The following is a 20,954-nucleotide window of genomic DNA, read 5'->3' on the forward strand; positions in this document are numbered from 1 at the left end:
GCCTGTCCCCTTGCAGGAAGGTGACCAGGCTTATCGTTACCGTGACTGGAGCCGCCTGATCGGCACTCCGGTGGAGGTCCGGAAGGACTTCGAGCTGGTGCGGGCGGGCGTCGTGGAGGACGCCATGCAGGACTCTTCGGCGCTGTGGCTCGCCGCGGATGCCGCCGGTGGAAGGGCCCTTTTCGCGGCTGCGGAAGGCTACGAAGTATGGATCCGGCCCCACGAGCTTGACGGGAAGCTCTGCTACAAGATGTCTGCCCATCACCTTCAAAAGCCGCCAGTCTGATGCACTTTTAGCTCAATGAGCAACCTCCTCCGCTCCAAAGCGTCAAGAGCAGGCCCGTTGCGTCATTGAGGGGGCGCGGCTCGTTTGGTCGAGCGCTGAGCTCGGGCGCAGAATGCGGCGTGCTCGCTTCGCTGATGAGCAAATCCACGAGGCCGGCCAGAGCCTTTGCCAAAACAACTCCTAATTGGTTTGACCAATCCTCCCAGCCCTTCTATGGGGGTCCACCATGTTCTATCGGCAATAATTAGGCTGCAGTGGCAGCTGTGTGAGCAGACGTTTCGGACTGAGTTCCGCAGCTCGGTTGATCTGGGGTGTTTGTTTCAGCGCCGGTTACCTTGTAGTGGAATCAAACGCGTTTTTCGACGGCCCAGGCCTGGTAAAAGTCGGCTTTCTCGAAGAGTCGTCGGCCCTCGGCCATTGAGTGGATCCACATGATCCGTCCGTCGTGGGTGACAGCGTCTACAATTCCGCTGCAGATTATGTTGCCCTGTTGCCGGATTTCAACGCTGGCACCGATGAGGGTGCACCAGTCTTCAATGCGCCTGTGTGTCCTGTCAGTACTCCGATTTCCAAGGTTTTCCCACCACGAAGCCTTCTTGGAAGGGGTCGGACGGGTCGAGGACTAGTTGGTTGAGTGAGGTGATCCAGGCCCGGCCGGAAATAGCCGGGATGACCGCTGCATAGGGACCGAGCCGTGTTGTGTCTTCAATGCGGGCGTCGAACTGGCTGCCGATGAGTGACTCGGGTCGGAACAACTGGCCGGGTTTGAGCTCACCGCGGGCATGCAGTAGGGCAAGGCGTGCTGACGTTCCCATCCCGCACGGTGAGCGGTCCAGCCGCCCTGGGGAAACTATGACGGCGTTCTTGGACCTGACCATTTCTGCGCCGTCCGGAGCGTCCTCACGGATGAGCGGGCCGGTAAACGAGGTATTGGTGATCCCGGGAATCCGAGGATTAGTGGGGTGACGGACCTCGAGCTGCTCGGCTGCTGCCTTCTTGATGCGCTGCCCAAGGTCATAGAGCACAGCCTCCTGGCCCGCTTCCAGCGGGATCCCCACCGAACCTGCATCGACGAAGGCAAAGGTCATTCCACCGTAGGCGACGTCGACACTCACCTTTCCCACTCCCGGTACATCGATCTTGGCGTCCTGGTGGTAGACGAAGGCGGGCTGATTTACCAGCTTGACGCGTTCGACCTTGCCGCTGGCACACGTTGCCTCAATCCCAATGAGACCGGCCGGGGACTCAAGAACCAGATGGGTCACCGGCTCCGTCATCGGCAGCATGCCGGTTTCCAACAGTACGGTTGCCACGCACATGGTGTTGGAGCCGGACATGGCAGGGTATTCGGTGGATTCGAGGATGATGTAGCCAAAGTCGGCGTCCGGGTTGTTGGATGGCAGGACGACGTTCGCGTTGTGCCACACGGCCCCGCGGGGTTCGCAGAGGAGGAGTTTGCGCAGGTGGTCGAGGTGCTCTGAGAAGTGGAGCATCTTGTCGAACATCGTCTCGCCTGGGACAGGGCCGACACCACCGACCACCACCTTGCCGGACTCGCCTTCGGCGTGGGCATCGACCACGTTGAGCATGCGGCCGAATCTCATGGTCTTCCTTTCAGGGCGCTTCTGCGGACAAACGACGAGGGGTGGTCAGCGGACGTAGTCGGCGCCGGTGATGTCGATGGTGGCGCCGGTAGTGTGGCGGGACCGGCCCGATGCGAGGAAGGCGATCATCTCCGCGATGTCTTCCGGTGGTGTGACTTCGCCCAGTGGGAGCGTTTGGAGCATGGGGTTATCGGGGGAGATGTGGGCGGAGATATCGGTTGCCACCCAGCCGGGAGCGACGGCGTACGCGAGGATGTTTTCCTTGCCGTAGCCTCGCGCTATGCCCTTGGTGAGGGCCAACAGTCCGCCCTTTGCTGCGCCGTAGGCGAGGTGTTCGGCGTCGTCGCCTCGGTGGGCCGATCGGCTGGTGACGTTGATGATGATTCCGCCACCCCGTTCCCGGAATCCAAGGATCGCCTGCCGGCACAGGTCGGCAGGAGCCAAAAGGTTCAGTTCGTAGTTGGCCTGCCAGCCGTACTGCCACGCACCGGCGTCGTCGATGTCCGACGCGAGCCAGGCACCTGCGTTGTTGACGAGGACGTCAACGCCGCCGCGCCACGCTGTCGCCTCGGTCCAGACCCGCAGGCGCTTTGCCCGGTCCTGGAGGTCGCCCTGGAGGAGGTGGACGCGTTCGCCGAGCCTGTTCGCGGTGGCCTGGGCGGAGTCTTTGTCGTTGCCGTAGTGCAGGATCACGTGCGCCCCTTCGCGGTGAAGGGCTGCAGCCGTCGCGCGGCCGATGCCGCGGGAGGCACCGGTGACCAGGACGGTCTTCCCGGTCAACATTCCGGCGCTCATGCGACGGCCTGCGCGCCGGTAATTTCGACCACGGACCCGCAGATGTAGGGCGCTTCGTCGGAGGCGAGGAAGGCTACGAGCGCGGCGACTTCTTCCGGTTTACCGATGCGCCCGAAGGGCACCAGGGCGTCGAGGTCGGCGACGGTGCGGCCGCTGCATGCCAGCCCGGCTTCGAGCATGGGGGTGCGAACTTCGCCGGGGGCGACGGCGTTGACCCGGATGTTGTACGGTGCGTAGTCGCGGGCAAGGTTCTTGGTGAAGGCGATGACAGCGGCTTTGGACACGTTGTAGGCGATATGCCCTGGTGCGGGGTAGAGGCCCCATTGCGATGCCGTATTGACGATGGATCCGCCGCCGGATTCGATCATGTGTGGAAGTACTGCCCGGCAGAGGTGGAACAACGCGTCCACGTTGACGGCAAAGGACAGCTTCCAGTCGTTCTCCGTCAGGGACAGCAGGTCCCCGCGGCGGTTGATGCCGGCGTTGTTGACCAAAACGTCCAGCTGCCCGTGTGCTGTGATGACCTCCTGCACGGCTGCAGCAGCCGCTTCCGGGTCCAGGAGGTCAAAGACCAGCGGGTCGGCTGAAAGGCCCTCCCCGGCGAGTGCTTCGGCGACTTCTTTGGCGGCCACCGCGTTGGCGTCGGCCACGACGACATGGGCGCCTTCAGCAGCCAGCCGGCGGCTGATGGCGGAACCGATTCCGCCACCAGCCCCGGTGACCAGCGCTGTCTTGCCGTGGAAGCGGGAGGTGAGTCCCGTCGTGGTCATCCCCTAGCTCTCCAGCGAGAAGATGGTCCGGTGCCAGGCCTTGGCCTTTTCACCGGTGAGGTCGAACATGACGTGCTTGACCACGGTGTATTCGTCGAAGGAATAGGTGGACATGTCTTTGCCGAAGCCGGACTGCTTCATGCCGCCATGGGGCATTTCGCTGATGATCGGGATGTGGTCGTTGACCCAGACGCAGCCCGAGCGGATTTCACGGGTGGCGCGCAGGGCACGGTAGACGTCCTTCGTCCAGGCGGAGGCGGCCAGGCCGTAGGGGGTGTCATTGGCCAGTTCGATGGCTTCGTCATCGGTGTCGAACGGGGTGACTGCCAGGACGGGGCCGAAGACCTCGTCACGGAAGATCTCGCTGTCCGGGGCCGCATCGGCCACCAGAGTGGGCCGGTAGTAGGAGCCGTCGGCAAGGTCTCCGTCGGGGATGCCGCCGCCGAACACGCGGGCGTAGCCGCGGGCACGTTCCACCATCTCGGCTACCTTGTCGCGGTGCACCTCGGACACGAGGGGCCCCATGTCGGTGGCGGGGTCGGAGGTAGCACCAAGCTTTACCTTGGCGTACAGGTCGGCGACGCCGGTGACGAACTGCTCGTAGACCGAGCGGTGAACGATTGCCCGGGTCGCTGCGGTGCAGTCCTGTCCGCTGTTGATCAGGCTGCCGGCGACGGCGCCGTGGATGGCGGCTTCGAGGTCGGCGTCGTCGAAGACCACGAACGGTGCTTTGCCGCCTAATTCGAGGTGGACTCGCTTGGCCGTTGTCGCGGCGGCGTCCAGGACGGTGCGGCCCACCACGGTGGAGCCGGTGAAGGAGAGCATGTCCACATCGGGGTGGCGCAGCAGTTCCGCACCGACCGTGGAGCCACGTCCGGTCAGGACGTTGATGACACCGTCGGGCATGCCTGCCTCGGTGGCGACCTCGGCGAACAGCAGGGTGGTCAGCGGGGTGATTTCAGCAGGCTTAAGCACGATCGTGTTGCCGGCGGCGACGGCGGGGAGGATCTTCCACGCGGCCATCTGCAGCGGGTAGTTCCAGGGTGAGATGGAGCCGATGACGCCGATGGCCTCGCGCCGGATGGAGGAGGTGTGGTCCGCGGAGTATTCGCCGGTGGCTTTGCCTTCGAGGTTGCGGGCGGCGCCGGCGAAGAAGGCGATGTTGTCGATGGTGCCGGGAACGTCGAATTCGCGGGTGAGGCGGATGGGCTTGCCGGCCTGGCGGGACTCGAGCTGGGCGAACTCTTCGGCGCGTTCTGCCATCAGTTCCGCGAATTTGGTCAGCACAGCTGATCGCTCGGCCGGGGTCGCCCGTGACCAGGCCGGGAACGCGTCACGTGCTGCCTGGACGGCGAGCTTGACGTCGTCGCTGCCGGCGAGGCTGATGGTGGCCACGGTGCTTCCGTTGGACGGGTCGATGACGTCCACGGTTGCCCCGCTTGTGCCTTCGAGAATCTTGCCGTTGATAAACTGGCTCACAGCTCCTGCTTTCAGTCGTTCGTAAAGATGTGTGGTTTGGCGCGTTTAGGCGCCGGGTGCCCAGATGTCGCCCACGGTGTAGCCGGTGGGGAAGGGGTCGGTGGGCTCCAGGACCCATTGGCTGCGTCCGGTGACCCAGCCCCTGCCTGTAACCGTGGGAAGGACCGCTTCGCGGCCCCTTGCTGTCCTCGTCGTGCCTGTGAGGCGGCCGATGAATTCGCTGCCGATGATGCTGTGGTGGGAGAAGTTCTCACCGATGGCAAGCTGGCCCCGGGCGTGCAGGGCGGCCATCCGGGCGCTGGTGCCCGTGCCGCAGGGGGACCGGTCCAGCGCGCCGGTCCAGGTGGACGGATCGGACGGGACGAGCTTTCCGTTGGACAGCACCACCGTGTTGCGGTCCTGCCGTCCGGGCACCCTGTCTCCTGTGTGCAGCATCACCAGGTTGACCCCGGAAATCAGCGGGTTATCCGGGTGCGTGCATTGGATCTGTTCGGCTGCGGCCATCTTGATCAGGGCTCCGGCACGGGCCAGCTCGCGGCCGTTGTCCGGGTGCAGTTCCAGCCCAAGGTCGGCTGCTTTGGCCTGGGCGAAGAACTGGCCGCCGAACACCACGTCCACGGGGACAGTCCCGAATCCCGGCACCTCAAGGGGGTGATCGAGTTCGACGACGAACGCCGGCACGTTCACGACGGTCACCGAGAGGACCTTGCCCTCGTGCACCTTGGCGACTGCCTGGACGACGCCTACGGCGGTGTCGATGGTCACGACGGTTTCCGGACCCCGGACCGGAACGATGCCTTCTTCCAGTGCCGCGGTGACGGCGCAGATGGTGTTGGACCCGGACATCGGGGTGAACCCGCCCTGTTCCAGAACGACAATGCCGAAATCGGAGCCTTCATTCACTGCTGGCAGGAGGATCACCGAGCAGAGGCCCGGGTAGCCGCGCGGCTCATGGAGCATGAGCCGGCGCAGCCAATCCAGGTTTTCCTTGCAGTACTGCAGGCGCTCCGCCATCGTGTCGCCCTGGACGAGCCCGGCGGCGGAGGTCAGGATCCGGCCCGGCTCGCCCTCGGCATGTACCTCAATGGCGTCGAGGGTGATCTTGGTGGCGGAGCGCGGGGTCATGCTGCCACTGCCGGAAGGACGCCCGCGTTGCGGAGGATGCCGGCGAAGCGTTCGCGCTCCTCGGCAGGCAGGGGCTGGATGGGCAGGCGTGCCGGGCCGACCGGCTCGCCGATGAGTTCGAGGCCGGCTTTGATGCCTGCGACGTAGTTGACGGATTCGAGGAAGTCGCTGATGGCCCAGAGGTGCTTCCACAGCTCGCGGGCGCGGTCCAGGTCCTTCTTTTCTGCCAGGGCTTCCCAGAATTCGACGGCGAGTTCCGGGACCACGCCTGCGGTGCCCCAGACGGAGGCTTCGGCGCCGGACGCGATGCCGAAGAACGTCAGGGTGTCCCAGCCGTTGAAGGCCTTGATGCGGTCCGTGCGGGCGGCGAGAAGCTCTGCCAGTCCTACGGCGTCATCGGAGGTGTTCTTGATGTAGTCCACGCCGTCGATGTCGCCCAGTTCCGCGAGCTCGGCGGCGGTGAGCTGGATGCCAGTGGCGCCGGGAACGTTGTAGTAGACGATCGGGATGTTGATCGATTCGGCCACTGCGGACAGGAAAGACTTCAGGGTGGTCAGGTCCAGCGGGTCGTAGAACGGCGGAACCAGCATGATGGCGTCCGCGCCAACGGTCTCGGCGTGCTGGGCCAAGTCGATGGCGCCCTGGGTGGACAGTGCGCCGATGCCGGCCACGACCGGGATGCGGCCGTCGGCGCCCTTGACGTAAAGCTCGATGACTCGGCGGTATTCCTCGGCTGAGAGCGTGGTGAACTCACCGGTCGTCCCGGTCGGCACGATGCCGTGGACTCCGGCGGAGACCAGGCGCTCGACCTGGCGCTGGAGCGCTGCTTCGTCGATGGCGCTGCCGTCCTCGGTGAACGGGGTGGTGACGGCTGCGAGGATGCCGCGGAGGTTCTTCTTGGTGCGGGTAGACATAGTGGTTATTCCTATCGGTAGGTGTCTTAGTTGGTCGGGACCGGCTGTTGGCGGTGGACGCCACGGAAGCGGTCTGCCGTGAAAGGTCGAAGTGTGGGTTCCATGCGGCCACGGACGATCAGCTTGGTGAGAGCTGCAGCGGTGCCTGGAGCGAGGGTGATGCCCATCATGCCGTGGCCGGTGGAAACGTAAGCGTTCTGCAAGTGTCCGAGGTGACCTATGACCGGCAGGCCGTCTGGAGTCATGGGCCGCATGCCGGCCATGGGCGTGGGCTTCGTTGCGGGTGGTTCCCAGCCGCGGAAGTATTTGCGTGGGGCACGCATGATGGCATCAACCCGGACCTGGTTTACCTTTTCGTCCAGTCCGCCGAATTCCATCGTTCCGGCAAGGCGGAGTCGTTCGTTGAACGGCGTGACTGCGACCTTGGCGTCCCAAAGGTTGACTGCACTGCGCAGGCCCAGGGCGGGAACCTCAACACTGTAGCCCTTGCCGGGGCGCACGGGCAGCGGCACACCGAATTGCTTGGACAGGTTTCCGCTCCAGGCGCCGGCGGCCAGGATGAAGTTATCAGCGGTGTAGCGGTTTCCGCCGCTGTGCACGCTGGTGACCCGGTCGCCGTTCCGGTCAACCGCGTCGATCGGGGAGTTCTCGATGATTTTGACGCCCATTGCGAGCAGCCGTCGGTGCAGGGCGGTGGCCATGGCGCCGGGGTCTACGTGCCGCTCCTGCGGGAAGTAGATTCCGCCAAGGACTTCATCGGTGAGCAGTGGCTCCTGCTCGTGAACGGCGTCACGGTTGAGAACGCGCGGCTGGCGTCCGTACTGGGACGCCAGGTCCAGGTTGTCGATGTGGTGGTCGAAGTTGTCCTGCTCCATGAACGCCATGAGCAGGCCGTCCGTGTGCATCTCGAAGTCCATGCCGTCGGCCCGGTACTCATCGAAGATCTGGAGTGTATCGGCGGCGAGGCGCAGATGGCCCTCGAATCCCGCGCGCTGGTCACGCGCGTTGGACTTGCGCCACATGCCGAGCATGAACCGCACGAAGGACGGCTCTAGGGAGGGCCGGATGTAGAGCGGGCTGTCGGGGCGGAGCATCCACTTCATCGATTTGAGTACCACGCCCGGTCCCGGCACGGGTGCCGATTCTGCCGGGCAGATCCAGCCGGCGTTGACCTTCGAGGCGCCCAGGCCGGTGGCCCGGGCATCAATGACGGTGACGCTCTCACCCTCGCGGGCGAGGTGGTAGGCCTGGGTAAGGCCGATAACGCCGCCGCCAATAACAACGGTATGCACTGTATTTCCTTTCTTGGTCCGTTCTATGCCTGGCCCGCGTCGCGGGATGGGCCTAGAAACGGACGGCGTCCACGAACTTTTTGAGGTCTTCGTTGTCGCAGTTGTCGAATGCGGCTTCCGGGGTGGCGTTGACGGCGATTTCGCCTTCGTGGAAGAACACCACACGGTCCGCGGCCTTGGACGCGAACGCCATGTCGTGGGTGACCAGTGCCACCGCGATGCCGTCCTCTTCCTTCAGGCGGCGCAGGACATCGAGGACCTCCGCTGCCACGGGTGGGTCAAGTGCTGAGGTGATCTCATCGCAGAGCAGGAGCTTGGGCTTCATCATCAGGGCCCGGGCGATGGCCACGCGCTGCCGTTCGCCGCCGGAGAGCTGGGTGGGCCGGCTCAGGATGTGGTGTGCCATGCCCACTTCGGCCAACGCTGCTTCGGCCCGGTCACGCCCTTCCGAGGCGCTGACGCCTCGTGTCTTGCGTGGTGCGAGAACCAGGTTGTCCAGCACGTTCATGTGCGGCCACAGGGTGTAGGCCTGGAAAACCATGCCCACCTCGGAACGGATGTTCTCCCATTCCTTGGTGCGCTTCTGCCCGGCGAACACCGTGTGGCCGTCGATGACGATCTCGCCCTCGTCGGGGTCGGTGAGGCCTGCAAGCGCACGCAGCAGCGTTGACTTGCCGGAGCCGCTCTTACCGATAATGACGGTGATGTCACCCTTGTTCATGGTGAAGTCCACGTTCCGGAGGATCTTCCGGGGTCCAAAGCTCTTTTGGAGTCCGCCGGCTTCCACCAGTACCTGCCCATTCCCGGACTGGGCTGGAGCATGCTCGGGAGCTGCCACCTGAATGCCCTTCTGTTCGCTCACTTCATTGTCCTTCTGCGGGAAGTTGGTGGGAACCTGCGGAGTAAGTGCCGAGTGGCTCATCGTGCCACCGCCACTCGCGCACCAGGCATCATCCGGGCCCAAACGCTGGTCCGGGAGGCCCCGCCCATTGCTGCGTTGTTTTGCATGCGCCGCTCAATGGAACTGGTGATCAGCGAAACCGGGAACGCGATGGCGAAGTAGATGAACGCAGCCAGGGTGAAGATCTCCAGCGCCCGGTAGTTTTGGGCAGAGATGGTGTTCGCAAGGAACATCAGGTCGGCGACGGCGATGGTGGAGACCAATGCCGTGTCCTTGAACAGGGAGATGTTCAGGGACAGGATGACGGGCAGCTGCTGGCGCATGGCCTGGGGAACGATGATGTAGCGCAGCTGCTGGAAGCGGCTCAGCTGCAGCATCCTGCCGGCTTCTACCTGTTCGACCGGCACCGACTGGAAGCCGCTGCGGTAGGTCTCGGCCATGAACGCGGTGAGGTTGGCAGTCAGCGCGATGACCGCTGACGTGTATCCCGGCAGGGTTACGCCGGTGAGGGCGGGCAGTGCGTAGAAGATCCAGAACAGCTGAACCAGCAGCGGTGTGCAGCGGAAGATCTCGATGTATCCCTGGGCGGCCCAGCGGATGACCTCGATCTTTGACATCCGGGCTACCGCTACGGGAATGGCCAGGACCATGCTGATCACGATGGTGATGATGGTGATCTGAAGCGTTATCCCCAAGCCTTCAAGCATTCGAGGCAGGGCACTTACGACCACGTTCCAGTCGAAGTTATATCCATTCATGACGGGCTCCTAACGGAAGCTACTTCTTGCGAAGATCGCCGAGGCTGTCGATTTCGACGTAGCCGACCTTGGCGTAAGCCTGCTTCAGCTGGCCGCTCTTCTGCGCCCGTTCGATGGCGACGTTGACGATCTGGAGGGAACGCGGATCGATGCTGGCCGGCACACCGTAGGCAGCGGACGCGGAGTAGATTTCAGGCTCGGGGACGATGATCTTCAGGCTGGGGTCCGCCTGGGCCTGCGATTCCGCGGTGGGCAGATCGGTGAACTCGGCGATGGCGCGGCCGGACTGGACGGAGGAGATGGCGTTGGAGTAGCTGTCCACGGACATGATGTTCGAGGTGTGGCCCTGAAGCGCCTTTTCCGGGGCGGAGCCCTGCGCGGCAGTGATCTGCCCGCCGTTGGCCAGCAGCTCTTCGACGGTCTTGAAGGGGGAATCAGCCTTGACCACGAAGACTCCCTGGTACTGGTACACGGGGTCGGTGAAGCCGATCGCCAATGACCGCTCCACGGTGTAGTCAAGGTTCGCGGCGAAGTCGTACCGGTTGGCCTGCAACCCTGCCACGATGTTCTTCCATTCCGCGGGCACCGGTACCAGCTTGACGCCGAGCTGCTTGGCCAGATCCTCCAGCGGGATGAGGTTCGGACCGCCAAGGGTGCCGTCTGCCTGCTCGACCGTCATCGGGGGTGCAATGGCAACGCCGACGCGGAGTTCACCGCGCTTCTTGATGTCTTCGATGAAGTTTCCTTGGGCGGAGCCGGACGTTGCCGATGCGCTGTTTCCGCGGAAGCCCGAGCCGATGTAGCCGCCGGCGATGGCGACCAGGATGACAGCGAGGACTGCAAGGACGATTTTGCTTGTTTTGGTCATTGTTAAAAACCCTCTTTACGGGAATGGGGTTACCGGACTGGCTGGGGGAGGACTGGTTGCCAGCTCGAAGGGAAGTAGCGGGAGTCGGCAGCGACATTGCTGCGTGTCCGTTGTAGGAAGCGGCTGATTGTGGTGCCGACCTCGGTGGTTTGGTTGTTTTATTGTCTTACAATCAGCGGCGTGGATCAACCATAACCCTGTGACCCGGACCACGTCCAGTAGGTTTTGAAAAAAGCACTGATCCGTGCGAAATAAGCCCGTAACCATCGAGGCCTGAGTCCTCAAAGTAAGCGGCTGCTGCGGCGGTGAGGTTCTCAGGACATGTAAATTTCGCATTACGTCTGTGGGCGCTGGCCTTCCGCGCTAATGCATAGAGGCGGGTCTTCACCTCTGTGAAGACCCGCCTCTATTGGAAGAGCCGTTGCTGCCGAAGCCTACCGGCGGCCATTAGTCCAGTGCGTAGACCTGCCCCGTTTGGATGCCTTCTACGGATTTGACGTAGGCACGGCCGACGGTGTCAGCGGGCACCTGCGAGAAGCCGGGGAAGTACTCGTGGTATCCAGTGGCTTCGGCGAGCACGGAAGGGCTTACGGCGTTGATGCGGATCCGCCGTGGAAGTTCCGCTGCGGCTGCCATGACAAAGGATTCCAGGGCCCCGTTGGCCAGTGAGGCGGCCACGCCTGTGAGGATGGGTTCGCGGGCAAGCACCCCGGTTGTCAGGGTGAAGGAGCCGCCGTCTGTGATATGGCTGAGCCCGATCTGCACCAGGTTGACCTGCCCGAGGACCTTGTCCTCAAAACCTGCCCTGAAGTCCTTATCCGTAAGGTCGGCCAGCGGCTTGAAGGGGACAGTTCCGGTACAGGAGATGACCGCATCCACCGTGCCGATCTCGTCGAACATCCGTTGGATGGAGTCCGGCTCGGTCAGGTCCACGGCCACGTTGCCGGAGCGGGATGCCTCGATCACTTCGTGGCGGTCTTTCAGTGCCGAGGCTGCCGCGGAACCGAGCAGGCCGTTCGCTCCCACAATTAAAATTTTCATACTCTTCTTACCCCTTCTTTGACGGTGCAGTGTCAAGCAGCGGGATAAGCTCCTCAGCACTGCGCACCGTGTGCTCTGTGAAGGCCTTTTTGATGACCTCCAGGTCCTTGGTCCGGATGGCGTCCACGAGTTTTTCGTGGACGCGGTGGGCACGTACCGGGTCGGCCCGCGCGGCCTGGTCCTGGGCGAGGATGATGGTCAGGTGAGCTTCGGTGACCGGCCAAAGGCGCAGCAGGAGTGCGTTCTCCGAGGCAGCCCACAGCTTACGGTGAAAGGCCAGATGGCTTTCGTGCCGGATAACAGGGTCCGGGTCCATCTCGACCTGACTGTATTCGGCCCAGCTTTCCTCCACCATGCGCATCCGGCGACCGGAGGCATCCTCGATAATGGCGCTGACTGCGAGCATGTCCAGGGCCATGCGTGTGTTGGCGAGGTCCATGATGGCCGCTGCGTCCAGGGTGGCCACGCGAAGGCCGCGGTAGGGTTCCTGGACAAGCAGGCCCTCCTGCGCCATCTGGTTCAACGCCTCGCGGACCGTGGGACGGCTGACGTTCAGCCATTCGGAGAGCTGCACCTCGGTGAGTTTCTCGCCAGGCTTGATCGTGCCGAGTACAACAGCGCGGCGGATTTCGTTAATCACGCCGTCCCTGCGCGACACCGAAGCCACCGGGGACATCCGTAGTGGCAGTGCCACCGGATCTGATGACAGGTGCGTTTCCGCCATGGGCTTCCCCAATGCTAAAAGTCGGCTCTGCAATTGCAGATTGTCAGACAAGACTACCGGCTTCGGGTCCGCACGTAAATGACACAGCGGCTAGCGGGTCAGCTCTTCAAATTTTCCAGCCGCGGACCTGGTCCGGCCCGGAAGCCACAGGGCGGGAACGCCGCTGTTCGCCGGCATGACGCTCCCTTCGCTAATGTACCGCGCCGCGGAAGGGGCTTCGCCCAATTCACGCTGCGCGGGGAACCACCACCCGCTTTCCGGGCAGTGTTCCCCGGTGCGGACAGCAAGGGTGTCGGTTCTGGCGGCGGCGAGATAAGCGGGTCGGCGTCGTTTCATCTGTTCTCCTGAAAAGGGCTGCTGTTGGCTCAAACGCTATTCGCGCCTCTTGCGCCTCAATCCATGTACATATGTCGATAAACCCGCCAATCGGACTCCAAATGTAAGCCTAGGTCACCTGCGCGGCCCCGTTAGCGTGGATGGCAAGCCAACGGGCAACCCCCTCATAGATGAAAGCGAGAAGAAGCGTGTCAATGAATCAAGAACTTCCCGTACTGTCCCACTGGATCGGCGGAGCTGAAACGCCCTCCTCCGGAGAGCGCACCGCGCCCGTCTTCGACCCCGCACGCGGCATCGAAACCAAACGGGTGGCACTGGCCAACGCCAGTGACATCGAGTCCGCCATCTCCTCGGCGCACAAAGCTTTCCCGGCCTGGCGCGACATGTCCATCACAAAGCGCCAGCAGATCATCTTCCGCTTCCGGGAACTGCTCAACGAGCGCAAGGGCGAACTCGCCCAGATCATCACCTCCGAGCACGGCAAAGTGGTTTCCGACGCGCTGGGCGAAATCACCCGCGGCCAGGAGGTCGTGGAACTGGCTACCGGCTTCCCGCACCTGATTAAGGGCGAACACTCCGAGAACGTCTCCACCGGCGTGGACGTGTACTCCACCAAATCACCGCTGGGCGTTGTCGGAATCATCAGCCCGTTCAACTTCCCGGCGATGGTGCCGCTGTGGTTCCTCCCGATCGCCATCGCCGCCGGCAACACCGTCGTGCTCAAGCCCAGCGAAAAGGACCCGACAGCTGCCAACTGGCTCGCTGAACTGTTCACTGAAGCCGGCCTGCCGGACGGTGTCTTCAACGTGCTGCACGGCGACAAGGAAGCCGTCGATGGCCTGCTGGAACACAAGGACGTCAAGGCCATCTCCTTCGTTGGCTCTACGCCGATCGCCCAGTACATCTATGAGACCGCGGCCCGGAACGGCAAGCGCGTCCAGGCTCTCGGCGGGGCAAAGAACCACATGCTGGTCCTGCCCGACGCCGACCTCGAGCTGACCGCCGACGCCGCCATCAATTCCGGCTTCGGTTCCGCCGGTGAGCGCTGCATGGCCATCAGCGTCATCGTGGCCGTCGAGCCGGTCGCCGACGAGCTCATCGAAAAGATCACCTCCCGCATGTCCACCCTGAAGATCGGCGACGGCCGCCGCAACTGCGACATGGGCCCGCTGGTCACCAGGCAGCACCGCGACAAGGTCGCCTCCTACATCGATGTCGCCCTCGAAGACGGCGCCAACGTGGTCGTGGACGGCCGCGGCATCAACGTGGACGGCGACGAGAACGGGTTCTGGCTGGGCCCCACCCTGATCGACGATGTTCCGGTCACTTCCCGCGTCTACACCGAAGAGATCTTCGGCCCGGTCCTGTCCGTGGTCCGCGTCCGCAGCTACGAAGAAGGCCTGGACCTGATCAACTCCGGCGCGTTCGGCAACGGCACCGCGATATTCACCAACGACGGCGGAGCGGCTCGCCGCTTCCAGAACGAGGTCGAAGTGGGCATGGTGGGCATCAACGTGCCCATCCCGGTCCCGGTCGCGTACTACTCCTTCGGCGGCTTCAAAGACTCGATCTTCGGCAGCTCCAAGGCCTACGGCCTCCAGGGTTTCCAGTTCTTCACCCGCGAAAAGGCCATCACCTCCCGCTGGCTCGACCCCAGCCACGGCGGCATCAACCTGGGCTTCCCCCAGAACTAGAGGGGAAAAGATGTCAGGGACCCGGCACTGGTCCCCTGACAACAGGGCCTTCGGCGCAAACCTCGCGCCGGAGGCCCTCCTGCTTAACGTCAGCGGGAACTTACGTCCTTTTCCAGGAACTGCACAGCTGCGAACAGCTCCAGCCGGTCACGCATCCCGTCCAGGTTCAGCCCCAGGATCCGCCCGACGGCGTCAATCCGGTTCCGGAGCGTATGCCGGTGCACCCCCAGGCGCCGGGCAGTCTTGTCCCACACGCAGTCATTGGCGAACCATTCGCGGACCGTTTCAAGCAGCTGAGTGTGCTCAGCCGCGTCGCGGGCGATCAGCGGCTGCAGTAAACCACGGGCCACAGGGCCGGCCTCTTCCTCCCGCAGGAGGCCCAGCATGCCGCCTTCGGACAACTCGGAAAAATTGACCAGCGCCCGGCCAAGCTCTGCGGCACGCCGGGCGGCACGGGTAGCTTCTTCGAGCGCAGCGGGCAGCGCCTCCATGACCGTTTCTCCGGAGACACCGGCCACCGCGCCATGGCGCTCCAGCAGTTCCAGGACCCGGCCCTGGTGTGCTTGCCCGGCGAGGATCACGAGCAGCTCACCGCGCAACGCGTAGAACACCGCGCCGCGGTGGTCATCAGCCAGGAGCTCCAACGCCTCGAGCAGGTTAGGCGCCGGGCTTTCCTGCTGTGATGCCGTCACCAGCAGAGGGTCCCGGGGCAGCTGGCCCCAGACCTGCCGCGCCGTTTTGCCCGCAACGTCAATGCTGCCGGCAAGCAGCTGCTCAAAGACGCCTGCGCGAAGATGGCGGCGGGCGGTATCGAGGGTGCGCGCCTGCTCGAGCGCCAAACTGGCCAGACCGATCACGCTGTTGACGATGTCTGCTCTGGCTGGGTCCAGCGGCTCAATGGCACCCAGTACCAGGGCGCCGCGGAGACTTCCCTTACGCCCCAAGGTCTGCAGGGTCACCGACTGGCCCTCAATGTGCAGGTGCGAGGCAGAGCGGGTGCCAAGATCCAGGGCGCTTCGCACCCTTTGGGTCACTTCGCCGGCGATGTCCGAGGGGACCGGCCGGTTCCGCGGCATGCGGACATAATTGCCTGCAGCATCGTACAAAGCCACCCAGCTGTGCAGCTGACGCTCCAGCTCACCAAGGATCGACGTCAGGCCATCAGGCCGCAGTGCCGCGCGGGACAGTGCCCGCTGCGCCTGTAATGACCACTCCGCCCGGGCATGTTCTTCCCTCGCAAGGTAGTCCGCCACCATCCTGATGATGGCGATAAACGGCGTACGGTCCGGGACCTCCAGCAGAGGCAGGCCCTGGCTTCGGCACGCTTCTTCCAGCCCCTGAGGCAAGGTCCCGTGGATCACCTGCGTCGCAAAGCCCAAACCCACGATGCCGTGATCCACCAGTCTGCGCACGTACTCCCGATATACCCGTTCGTTGGATACCTCAGATGACGTGCGCCCCCTATTCCCTGACGCCGTAGGCGGCGAGTCAACCGCGAACTGGCTGCCGTCGGTCAGCAGGAGCTGCCCCCGGTCAAGGAACGGAGTGGGATCCTCAAGATCCGAGCTGTGCACCCAGTTGATGGGCTCTTCAAGACTGGGGGAGCCCAGATCAGGAACAACGAGCCGGAGCTTGAGCGCCCGGCTGCGGAGGAGAACATTGAGGCTTGGGGGCATGGCCGGCCTTCCGATGTAAAAACGTCGAGCTCTATGGAGCGGATTGTACAAACGTACACCTCTGCCAAGGCCGTTGCGAGCGGATGATGAAGTAACTCCCAATCCACCTACCGAGAGGAACCGTCATGGTCGCCAGCCCGGCAACCCTGCACGCAGCAGACTTCAACGCCGCAGCCACCAACGCCGCCCTCAGCAACGCCGAGGTCGTTGCCCTGGACCGGGCCAACGTCTTCCACTCCTGGTCAGCGCAGAAGTCACTGAACCCGATCGCCATCGCCGGCGGTTCAGGCAGCACCGTGTGGGACCACGACGGCAACACCTTCCTGGACTTCTCCAGCCAGCTGGTCAACACCAACATCGGTCACCAGCACCCTAGGGTCATCGCAGCGATCGCCCGGCAGGCAACCAGCCTGGCCACCGTGGCGCCCGCAGCCGCCAACCACGTCCGCTCCACGGCCGCCGCCAAAATCCTCTCCCACGCGCCGGCCAACATGGACAAGGTCTTCTTCACCAACGGCGGCGCCGATGCCAATGAGAACGCCATCCGCATGGCCCGCCTGCACACTGGCCGCGATAAGGTCATCTCCCGCTACCGCTCCTACCACGGCAACACCGGCTCGGCCATCGCGGCCACCGGCGACTGGCGCCGCATCCCCAACGAATACTCCCGCGGCCACATCCACGTCTTCGGCCCCTACCTGTACCGCTCCGAATTCTGGGCGGAAACACCGGAGCAGGAGACCGAGCGTGCATTGCACCACCTGCGGCGCGTCATCCAGGCCGAAGGACCGCAGTCAGTCGCCGCCATCCTGCTCGAAACCGTCCCGGGCACCGCCGGGATCCTGGTTCCGACCCCCGGCTACCTCGAAGGCGTCCGGGCGCTGTGCGATGAATACGGCATCGTGATGATCCTTGACGAGGTCATGGCAGGCTTCGGGCGCACCGGCGACTGGTTCGCCTTCGACGCTTTCAACGTCACCCCGGACCTGATCACCTTCGCCAAGGGCGTGAACTCCGGCTACATCCCGGTCGGCGGCGTCATCATTTCAGGTGAGATTGCAGCCACCTTTGACGAACGCGTCTTCCCCGGCGGCTTGACCTACTCCGGGCATCCGATCGCGGCTGCCTCTATCGTCGCCTCCATCGAGGCTTTCGAAGAAGAGGACATCATCGGCAATGCCGCACGCATCGGCAGGGACCACCTCGAGCCGGGTCTGCAGGCGCTTGCTGAAAAGCACAGTGTCGTTGGCGAAGTCCGCGGCCGCGGCGTCTTCTGGGCACTCGAACTCGTGCAGGACCACGCCACCCGTACGCCTGTCACGGCGGATTACATGGGACGCATCAAGGCTGAACTGTTCGGGCGCGGACTGCTGCCGTTCATAGCCGACAACCGCATCCACGTCGTCCCGCCAGCAGTCGTCACCGCCGAAGAAGTAGCGCAGGCACTGGAGATCTACGACCAGGCCCTGACCGCCACCAGCATCTAGGCTCACCGCGGCAAAACTGATGAAGCCCCGCCTTGGGCATCAGCGAAGGCGGGGATTCATCTGTCAGACGTCTCTGATCGCGGAAAGGATCTCAGGGTCCAGCACTGACGCTCGAATGAGGCTCCACTGCGCTGAAGCGCGGCAATGACGGCGGCGGTTCCTTCTCTGGCCCCCTGCTGCCTGGCATGCAGGGAGCTATTCGGCCCCGGCAACGACAGCTCGTCAGTCGGGGCCGAGTTATGCAGCAAGCCACACCTTGACATGTCTCAGGTCACACCCTAGGCTTTTTACTGATTGTCTGACAATCTGGCAACAAGCGGATGATGCAGCAGCCAAGCGTTCCGCCCGCCGGCGTTGCTCTACAAAGGCCTCAAGAAGTGGCCAACAGATCACCATCGCAGGGCATAGAGCTTTGCTCAAGGGACATTGGTGTCTCTTATGCAGAAGGAGCATCACTTGGAAAACCTCCTCAGCACTATCTACGACTTCATCTGGGACCCGCTCGTCTACGTCACCCTTATTAGCGGGCTGGCTTACACAATTGCGACGCGGGCCGTGCAGGTGCGGCACCTCAAGGGAATGGTCAAGTGCCTCTTCGGGCGCGCCAGTTCAAAGACCGGGACGACGTCTTTCCAGGCATTTGCGATGGCTCTGGGCGGACGGGTTGGTGTTGGAAACATCGCCGGCGTTGCAACCGCCATCGCCTTTGGCGGTCCTGGTGCACTGTTTTGGATGATCGCCACTGCCGCACTTACCGCATCCAGTGCATTCATCGAGGCCACGCTCGGCCAGATCTACAAGGTCAAGTCGGACGGCGAGTACCGAGGCGGTATTCCCTGGTACATCGAGAAGGGTCTTCGCCTGAAGTGGCTTGCGGTCACTGCCGCTGTCGTGGCCGTCATTTGCTATACCTTCCTGATCCCGGGAGTGCAGTCCTCCACCATCGTGACCTCGCTGGATACAGCCTTCGGTATTCCAACATGGATCTCGGGCCTGATCCTGGTCGTCCTCACTGCTTTAGTCGTCTTTGGCGGAACCCGGCGCATCGCCGCCTTTGCCGAGAAGGCCGTGCCTGCGATGGCCGCCGCCTATGTGCTGCTTGCCCTCGTCGTCCTCGTCATGAATTTTCAGGCCATCCCTGAAGTCATCCGGCTGGTACTGGCCTCCGCGTTCGGGGCGGATGCTCTTTACGGCGGCATGATCGGCGCCGCCGTGTCCTGGGGTGTCAGGCGCTCACTGTATTCCAACGTCGCAGGTGTGGGAGAAGGCGGCTTTGCCGGCGCAGCGGCTTCGGTTTCCCACCCGGTCAAGCAGGGGCTGGTCCAGTCATTCTCCGTGTACATCGACACCGTGCTGGTCTGCACAGCCACCGGCGTGATGATCCTGTCCACCGGCGCGTACAACATACTGCCTGAGGGCCGGGCCCCGATTGTCGAGAACCTCCCGGGAGTGAAACCAGGTGCAGAGTTTACCCAGGTCGCCGTGGACACGATCTTCCCAGGGATAAACCTCGGCGCCGGCATAGTGGCCGTTGCCATCTTCTTTTTCGCCTTCACCTCAATACTGTCGTACTTCTACTACGGCGTGACGAACATTGTGTACCTGACAGGCACCTCCCGAGGCGTCCTCGCGCGCATTGTCCAGGCCGGTGTTCTGCTGTCCGTCTACCTCGGCACTGTCCGCAGCACAGAACTTGCCTGGACACTCGGGGACATCGGTTACGGCCTCATCGCATGGTTCAACATGATCGCTATTGCCTTCCTCTGCCCTATCGCCGTGCGTGCACTGCGCGACTATGAACGCCAGAAGAAACTGGGGCTCGACCCCGTTTTTCACCCGGCAACGGCTGGCATCAAGGGCGCGTCCTTCTGGGAATCCTCAGACGCTCCTGCACCGCCCCAGCAGGACGGCGCAAAGTCGATTTGAAATCGCTGAATCTGCTTCACGCACAAGCCGCCGGGGTCCGCGCCCCCGCCTTAGTGGCCGCCAGTCAATACTCCCTGAAAGGACATCGTGGAACTGCTGTGGGAAATAGCCGGGTGGACAGGGGCCGCAGCGATACTCAGCGCCTATCTTGCGGTCTCCATGGGATGGTTGAAGGCAGGCAGGACCTTTCAGACCGCAAACCTCCTCGGCGCTTCTGCCTTCGTCCTCAACGGCGCCGTCCACCAGGCACGGCCTTCCGTAGCAGCAAATGTCGCCTGGTTCCTCATTTCCGCCATCGCGCTCCTTCGCATGCGTCCCGCACGCGCGGCGCCGGTGGTACCAGCTGCCACCCCGCCGACACCTTCCCCGGACACCCATGACACGGCCGGACGACTCACCGGCGCTGGCATTAGCGGAGAATGCGTTCATGACCAATGACAACCTCCGGCCGGTCTATTTCCTTTCGGACAGTACAGGCATCACCGCCGAAACGCTCGGCAACACCTTGCTCACGCAGTTCCCCGCCAACCATTTTGACCGCATTACCATCCCCTTCATCACAACAGCCGAGCAAGCCACATCCGTGGTGAAGACCATCGATAACGCCGCCGCCAACGGCCCGCAGCCGATCGTCTTTTCCACAGCAGTCAGCAGCGATGTCCGGCAGATCCTCTCGAGATGTAAGGGAATCATTGTGGACCTGATCGGTACCCATGTGGGGCAGCTGGAGCAGGCGCTCGGGACCCCCGCAAGCGGGGAACCGGGGCGGGCGCACGGGCTGGGGAATGCGGCGCGCTACCAATCCCGGATGGCCGCTGTTGAATATGCCATGGAACACGACGACGGCCAGAGCCTGCGTGCACTGGAAAAAGCCCAGGTCATCCTGGTGGCTCCGTCCCGGTGCGGCAAAACGCCCACCACCATGTACCTGGCGCTGCAACACGGCATCTTTGCAGCGAACTTCCCGCTGGTGGACCAAGACTTTGAACGGGAAGGGCTGCCCAAGCCCCTCAGGCCCTTCGTATCGAAGTGTTTCGGGCTCTCATCCAACCCCCTGCGCCTGAGCCAGATCCGTACCGAACGACGCAGCGGCTCCCCTTACGCCTCCCTGCGGCAGTGCGGCTTCGAACTGCGCAGCGCAGAGCAACTGTACGTATCCCACAGAATTCCCTACCTGAACTCGGCCACCGTCTCCGTGGAGGAAATGGCAGCCACCATCCTGCAGCGCATGAACATTAAGCATTGACGAAACAATTCCACAGGCATCATGTGACTCAG

The 20,954-nt window shown here is 63.4% G+C and carries 20 protein-coding genes; 6 read left to right on the top strand and 14 right to left on the bottom strand.

Features of this window, described 5'->3' with window-relative positions:
- Window positions 1-10: 10 nt before the first annotated feature.
- Window positions 11-286 carry a hypothetical protein gene (locus NXY83_RS00965; protein ID WP_258804260.1) on the top strand — a complete coding sequence of 92 codons (276 nt, stop codon included), beginning with the start codon at window positions 11-13 and terminating at the stop codon, window positions 284-286.
- 554 nt (window positions 287-840) lie between these two features.
- On the opposite strand, the gene NXY83_RS00970 is transcribed toward NXY83_RS00965, so the two are convergent.
- The 13 genes from NXY83_RS00970 to NXY83_RS01030 all read right to left on the bottom strand — a co-directional run bounded on the left by NXY83_RS00970 (window position 841) and on the right by NXY83_RS01030 (window position 12,893).
- Window positions 841-1,890, bottom strand: coding sequence for a proline racemase family protein (locus tag NXY83_RS00970; protein WP_258804261.1), 1,050 nt, complete (start codon window positions 1,888-1,890; stop codon window positions 841-843).
- Window positions 1,891-1,935: 45 nt separating this feature from the next.
- A complete protein-coding gene (locus NXY83_RS00975; RefSeq protein WP_258804262.1) occupies window positions 1,936-2,685 on the bottom strand; it encodes an SDR family NAD(P)-dependent oxidoreductase in 750 nt (249 codons plus the stop codon).
- The gene (locus NXY83_RS00980) at window positions 2,682-3,455 is read right to left on the bottom strand and encodes an SDR family NAD(P)-dependent oxidoreductase (RefSeq protein WP_258804263.1); all 774 of its coding nucleotides are present in this window, start codon (window positions 3,453-3,455) and stop codon (window positions 2,682-2,684) included. The genes NXY83_RS00975 and NXY83_RS00980 overlap by 4 nt, the downstream gene beginning before the upstream one ends.
- Window positions 3,456-3,458: 3 nt before the next feature.
- Window positions 3,459-4,934, bottom strand: coding sequence for a gamma-aminobutyraldehyde dehydrogenase (locus NXY83_RS00985; protein WP_258804264.1), 1,476 nt, complete (start codon window positions 4,932-4,934; stop codon window positions 3,459-3,461).
- 45 nt (window positions 4,935-4,979) lie between these two features.
- Window positions 4,980-6,059, bottom strand: coding sequence for a proline racemase family protein (locus tag NXY83_RS00990; protein WP_258804265.1), 1,080 nt, complete (start codon window positions 6,057-6,059; stop codon window positions 4,980-4,982).
- A complete protein-coding gene (locus tag NXY83_RS00995; protein ID WP_258804266.1) occupies window positions 6,056-6,973 on the bottom strand; it encodes a dihydrodipicolinate synthase family protein in 918 nt (305 codons plus the stop codon). Before NXY83_RS00995 ends, NXY83_RS00990 begins: the two co-directional genes overlap by 4 nt.
- A 26-nt stretch (window positions 6,974-6,999) precedes the next feature.
- Window positions 7,000-8,265, bottom strand: a complete 1,266-nt coding sequence (locus tag NXY83_RS01000) for an NAD(P)/FAD-dependent oxidoreductase (protein WP_258804267.1) — start codon at window positions 8,263-8,265, stop codon at window positions 7,000-7,002.
- A 52-nt stretch (window positions 8,266-8,317) separates the two neighbouring features.
- Entirely contained in the window at window positions 8,318-9,127 is an 810-nt protein-coding gene (locus NXY83_RS01005) for an amino acid ABC transporter ATP-binding protein (protein ID WP_258804268.1), read from the bottom strand.
- Window positions 9,128-9,183: 56 nt separating this feature from the next.
- A complete protein-coding gene (locus NXY83_RS01010) occupies window positions 9,184-9,924 on the bottom strand; it encodes an amino acid ABC transporter permease (protein WP_258804269.1) in 741 nt (246 codons plus the stop codon).
- 19 nt (window positions 9,925-9,943) lie between these two features.
- Window positions 9,944-10,792: a substrate-binding periplasmic protein gene (locus NXY83_RS01015; protein ID WP_258804270.1), complete on the bottom strand. Its 849-nt coding sequence runs from the start codon at window positions 10,790-10,792 to the stop codon at window positions 9,944-9,946.
- A gap of 447 nt (window positions 10,793-11,239) precedes the next feature.
- The gene (locus NXY83_RS01020; protein ID WP_258804271.1) at window positions 11,240-11,833 is read right to left on the bottom strand and encodes a short chain dehydrogenase; all 594 of its coding nucleotides are present in this window, start codon (window positions 11,831-11,833) and stop codon (window positions 11,240-11,242) included.
- A gap of 7 nt (window positions 11,834-11,840) precedes the next feature.
- Window positions 11,841-12,557: a GntR family transcriptional regulator gene (locus NXY83_RS01025; RefSeq protein WP_258804272.1), complete on the bottom strand. Its 717-nt coding sequence runs from the start codon at window positions 12,555-12,557 to the stop codon at window positions 11,841-11,843.
- 90 nt (window positions 12,558-12,647) lie between these two features.
- A complete protein-coding gene (locus NXY83_RS01030) occupies window positions 12,648-12,893 on the bottom strand; it encodes a hypothetical protein (protein ID WP_258804273.1) in 246 nt (81 codons plus the stop codon).
- Between the two features lie 194 nt (window positions 12,894-13,087).
- Between NXY83_RS01030 and NXY83_RS01035 the strand changes: the two genes are divergently transcribed.
- On the top strand, window positions 13,088-14,587 hold the full coding sequence (locus NXY83_RS01035) for a CoA-acylating methylmalonate-semialdehyde dehydrogenase (protein WP_258804274.1): 1,500 nt from the start codon (window positions 13,088-13,090) through the stop codon (window positions 14,585-14,587).
- Window positions 14,588-14,676: 89 nt separating this feature from the next.
- Here the strand turns inward: NXY83_RS01035 and NXY83_RS01040 are convergent, their stop codons facing one another.
- Window positions 14,677-16,263 carry a PucR family transcriptional regulator gene (locus tag NXY83_RS01040; protein WP_258804275.1) on the bottom strand — a complete coding sequence of 529 codons (1,587 nt, stop codon included), beginning with the start codon at window positions 16,261-16,263 and terminating at the stop codon, window positions 14,677-14,679.
- Window positions 16,264-16,388: 125 nt separating this feature from the next.
- On the opposite strand from NXY83_RS01040, the gene NXY83_RS01045 reads away from it, so the two are divergent.
- The 4 genes from NXY83_RS01045 to NXY83_RS01060 all read left to right on the top strand — a co-directional run bounded on the left by NXY83_RS01045 (window position 16,389) and on the right by NXY83_RS01060 (window position 20,922).
- On the top strand, window positions 16,389-17,750 hold the full coding sequence (locus tag NXY83_RS01045; protein WP_258804276.1) for an aspartate aminotransferase family protein: 1,362 nt from the start codon (window positions 16,389-16,391) through the stop codon (window positions 17,748-17,750).
- Between the two features lie 456 nt (window positions 17,751-18,206).
- Window positions 18,207-19,676: an alanine/glycine:cation symporter family protein gene (locus tag NXY83_RS01050; RefSeq protein WP_258804277.1), complete on the top strand. Its 1,470-nt coding sequence runs from the start codon at window positions 18,207-18,209 to the stop codon at window positions 19,674-19,676.
- An 87-nt stretch (window positions 19,677-19,763) separates the two neighbouring features.
- Window positions 19,764-20,114: a CBU_0592 family membrane protein gene (locus NXY83_RS01055; RefSeq protein WP_258804278.1), complete on the top strand. Its 351-nt coding sequence runs from the start codon at window positions 19,764-19,766 to the stop codon at window positions 20,112-20,114.
- Window positions 20,104-20,922, top strand: coding sequence for a pyruvate, water dikinase regulatory protein (locus tag NXY83_RS01060; protein ID WP_258804279.1), 819 nt, complete (start codon window positions 20,104-20,106; stop codon window positions 20,920-20,922). Before NXY83_RS01055 ends, NXY83_RS01060 begins: the two co-directional genes overlap by 11 nt.
- Window positions 20,923-20,954 lie beyond the last annotated feature (32 nt).

The sequence above is a fragment of the Pseudarthrobacter sp. NS4 genome, from assembly GCF_024758005.1.
GTDB lineage: Bacteria > Actinomycetota > Actinomycetes > Actinomycetales > Micrococcaceae > Arthrobacter.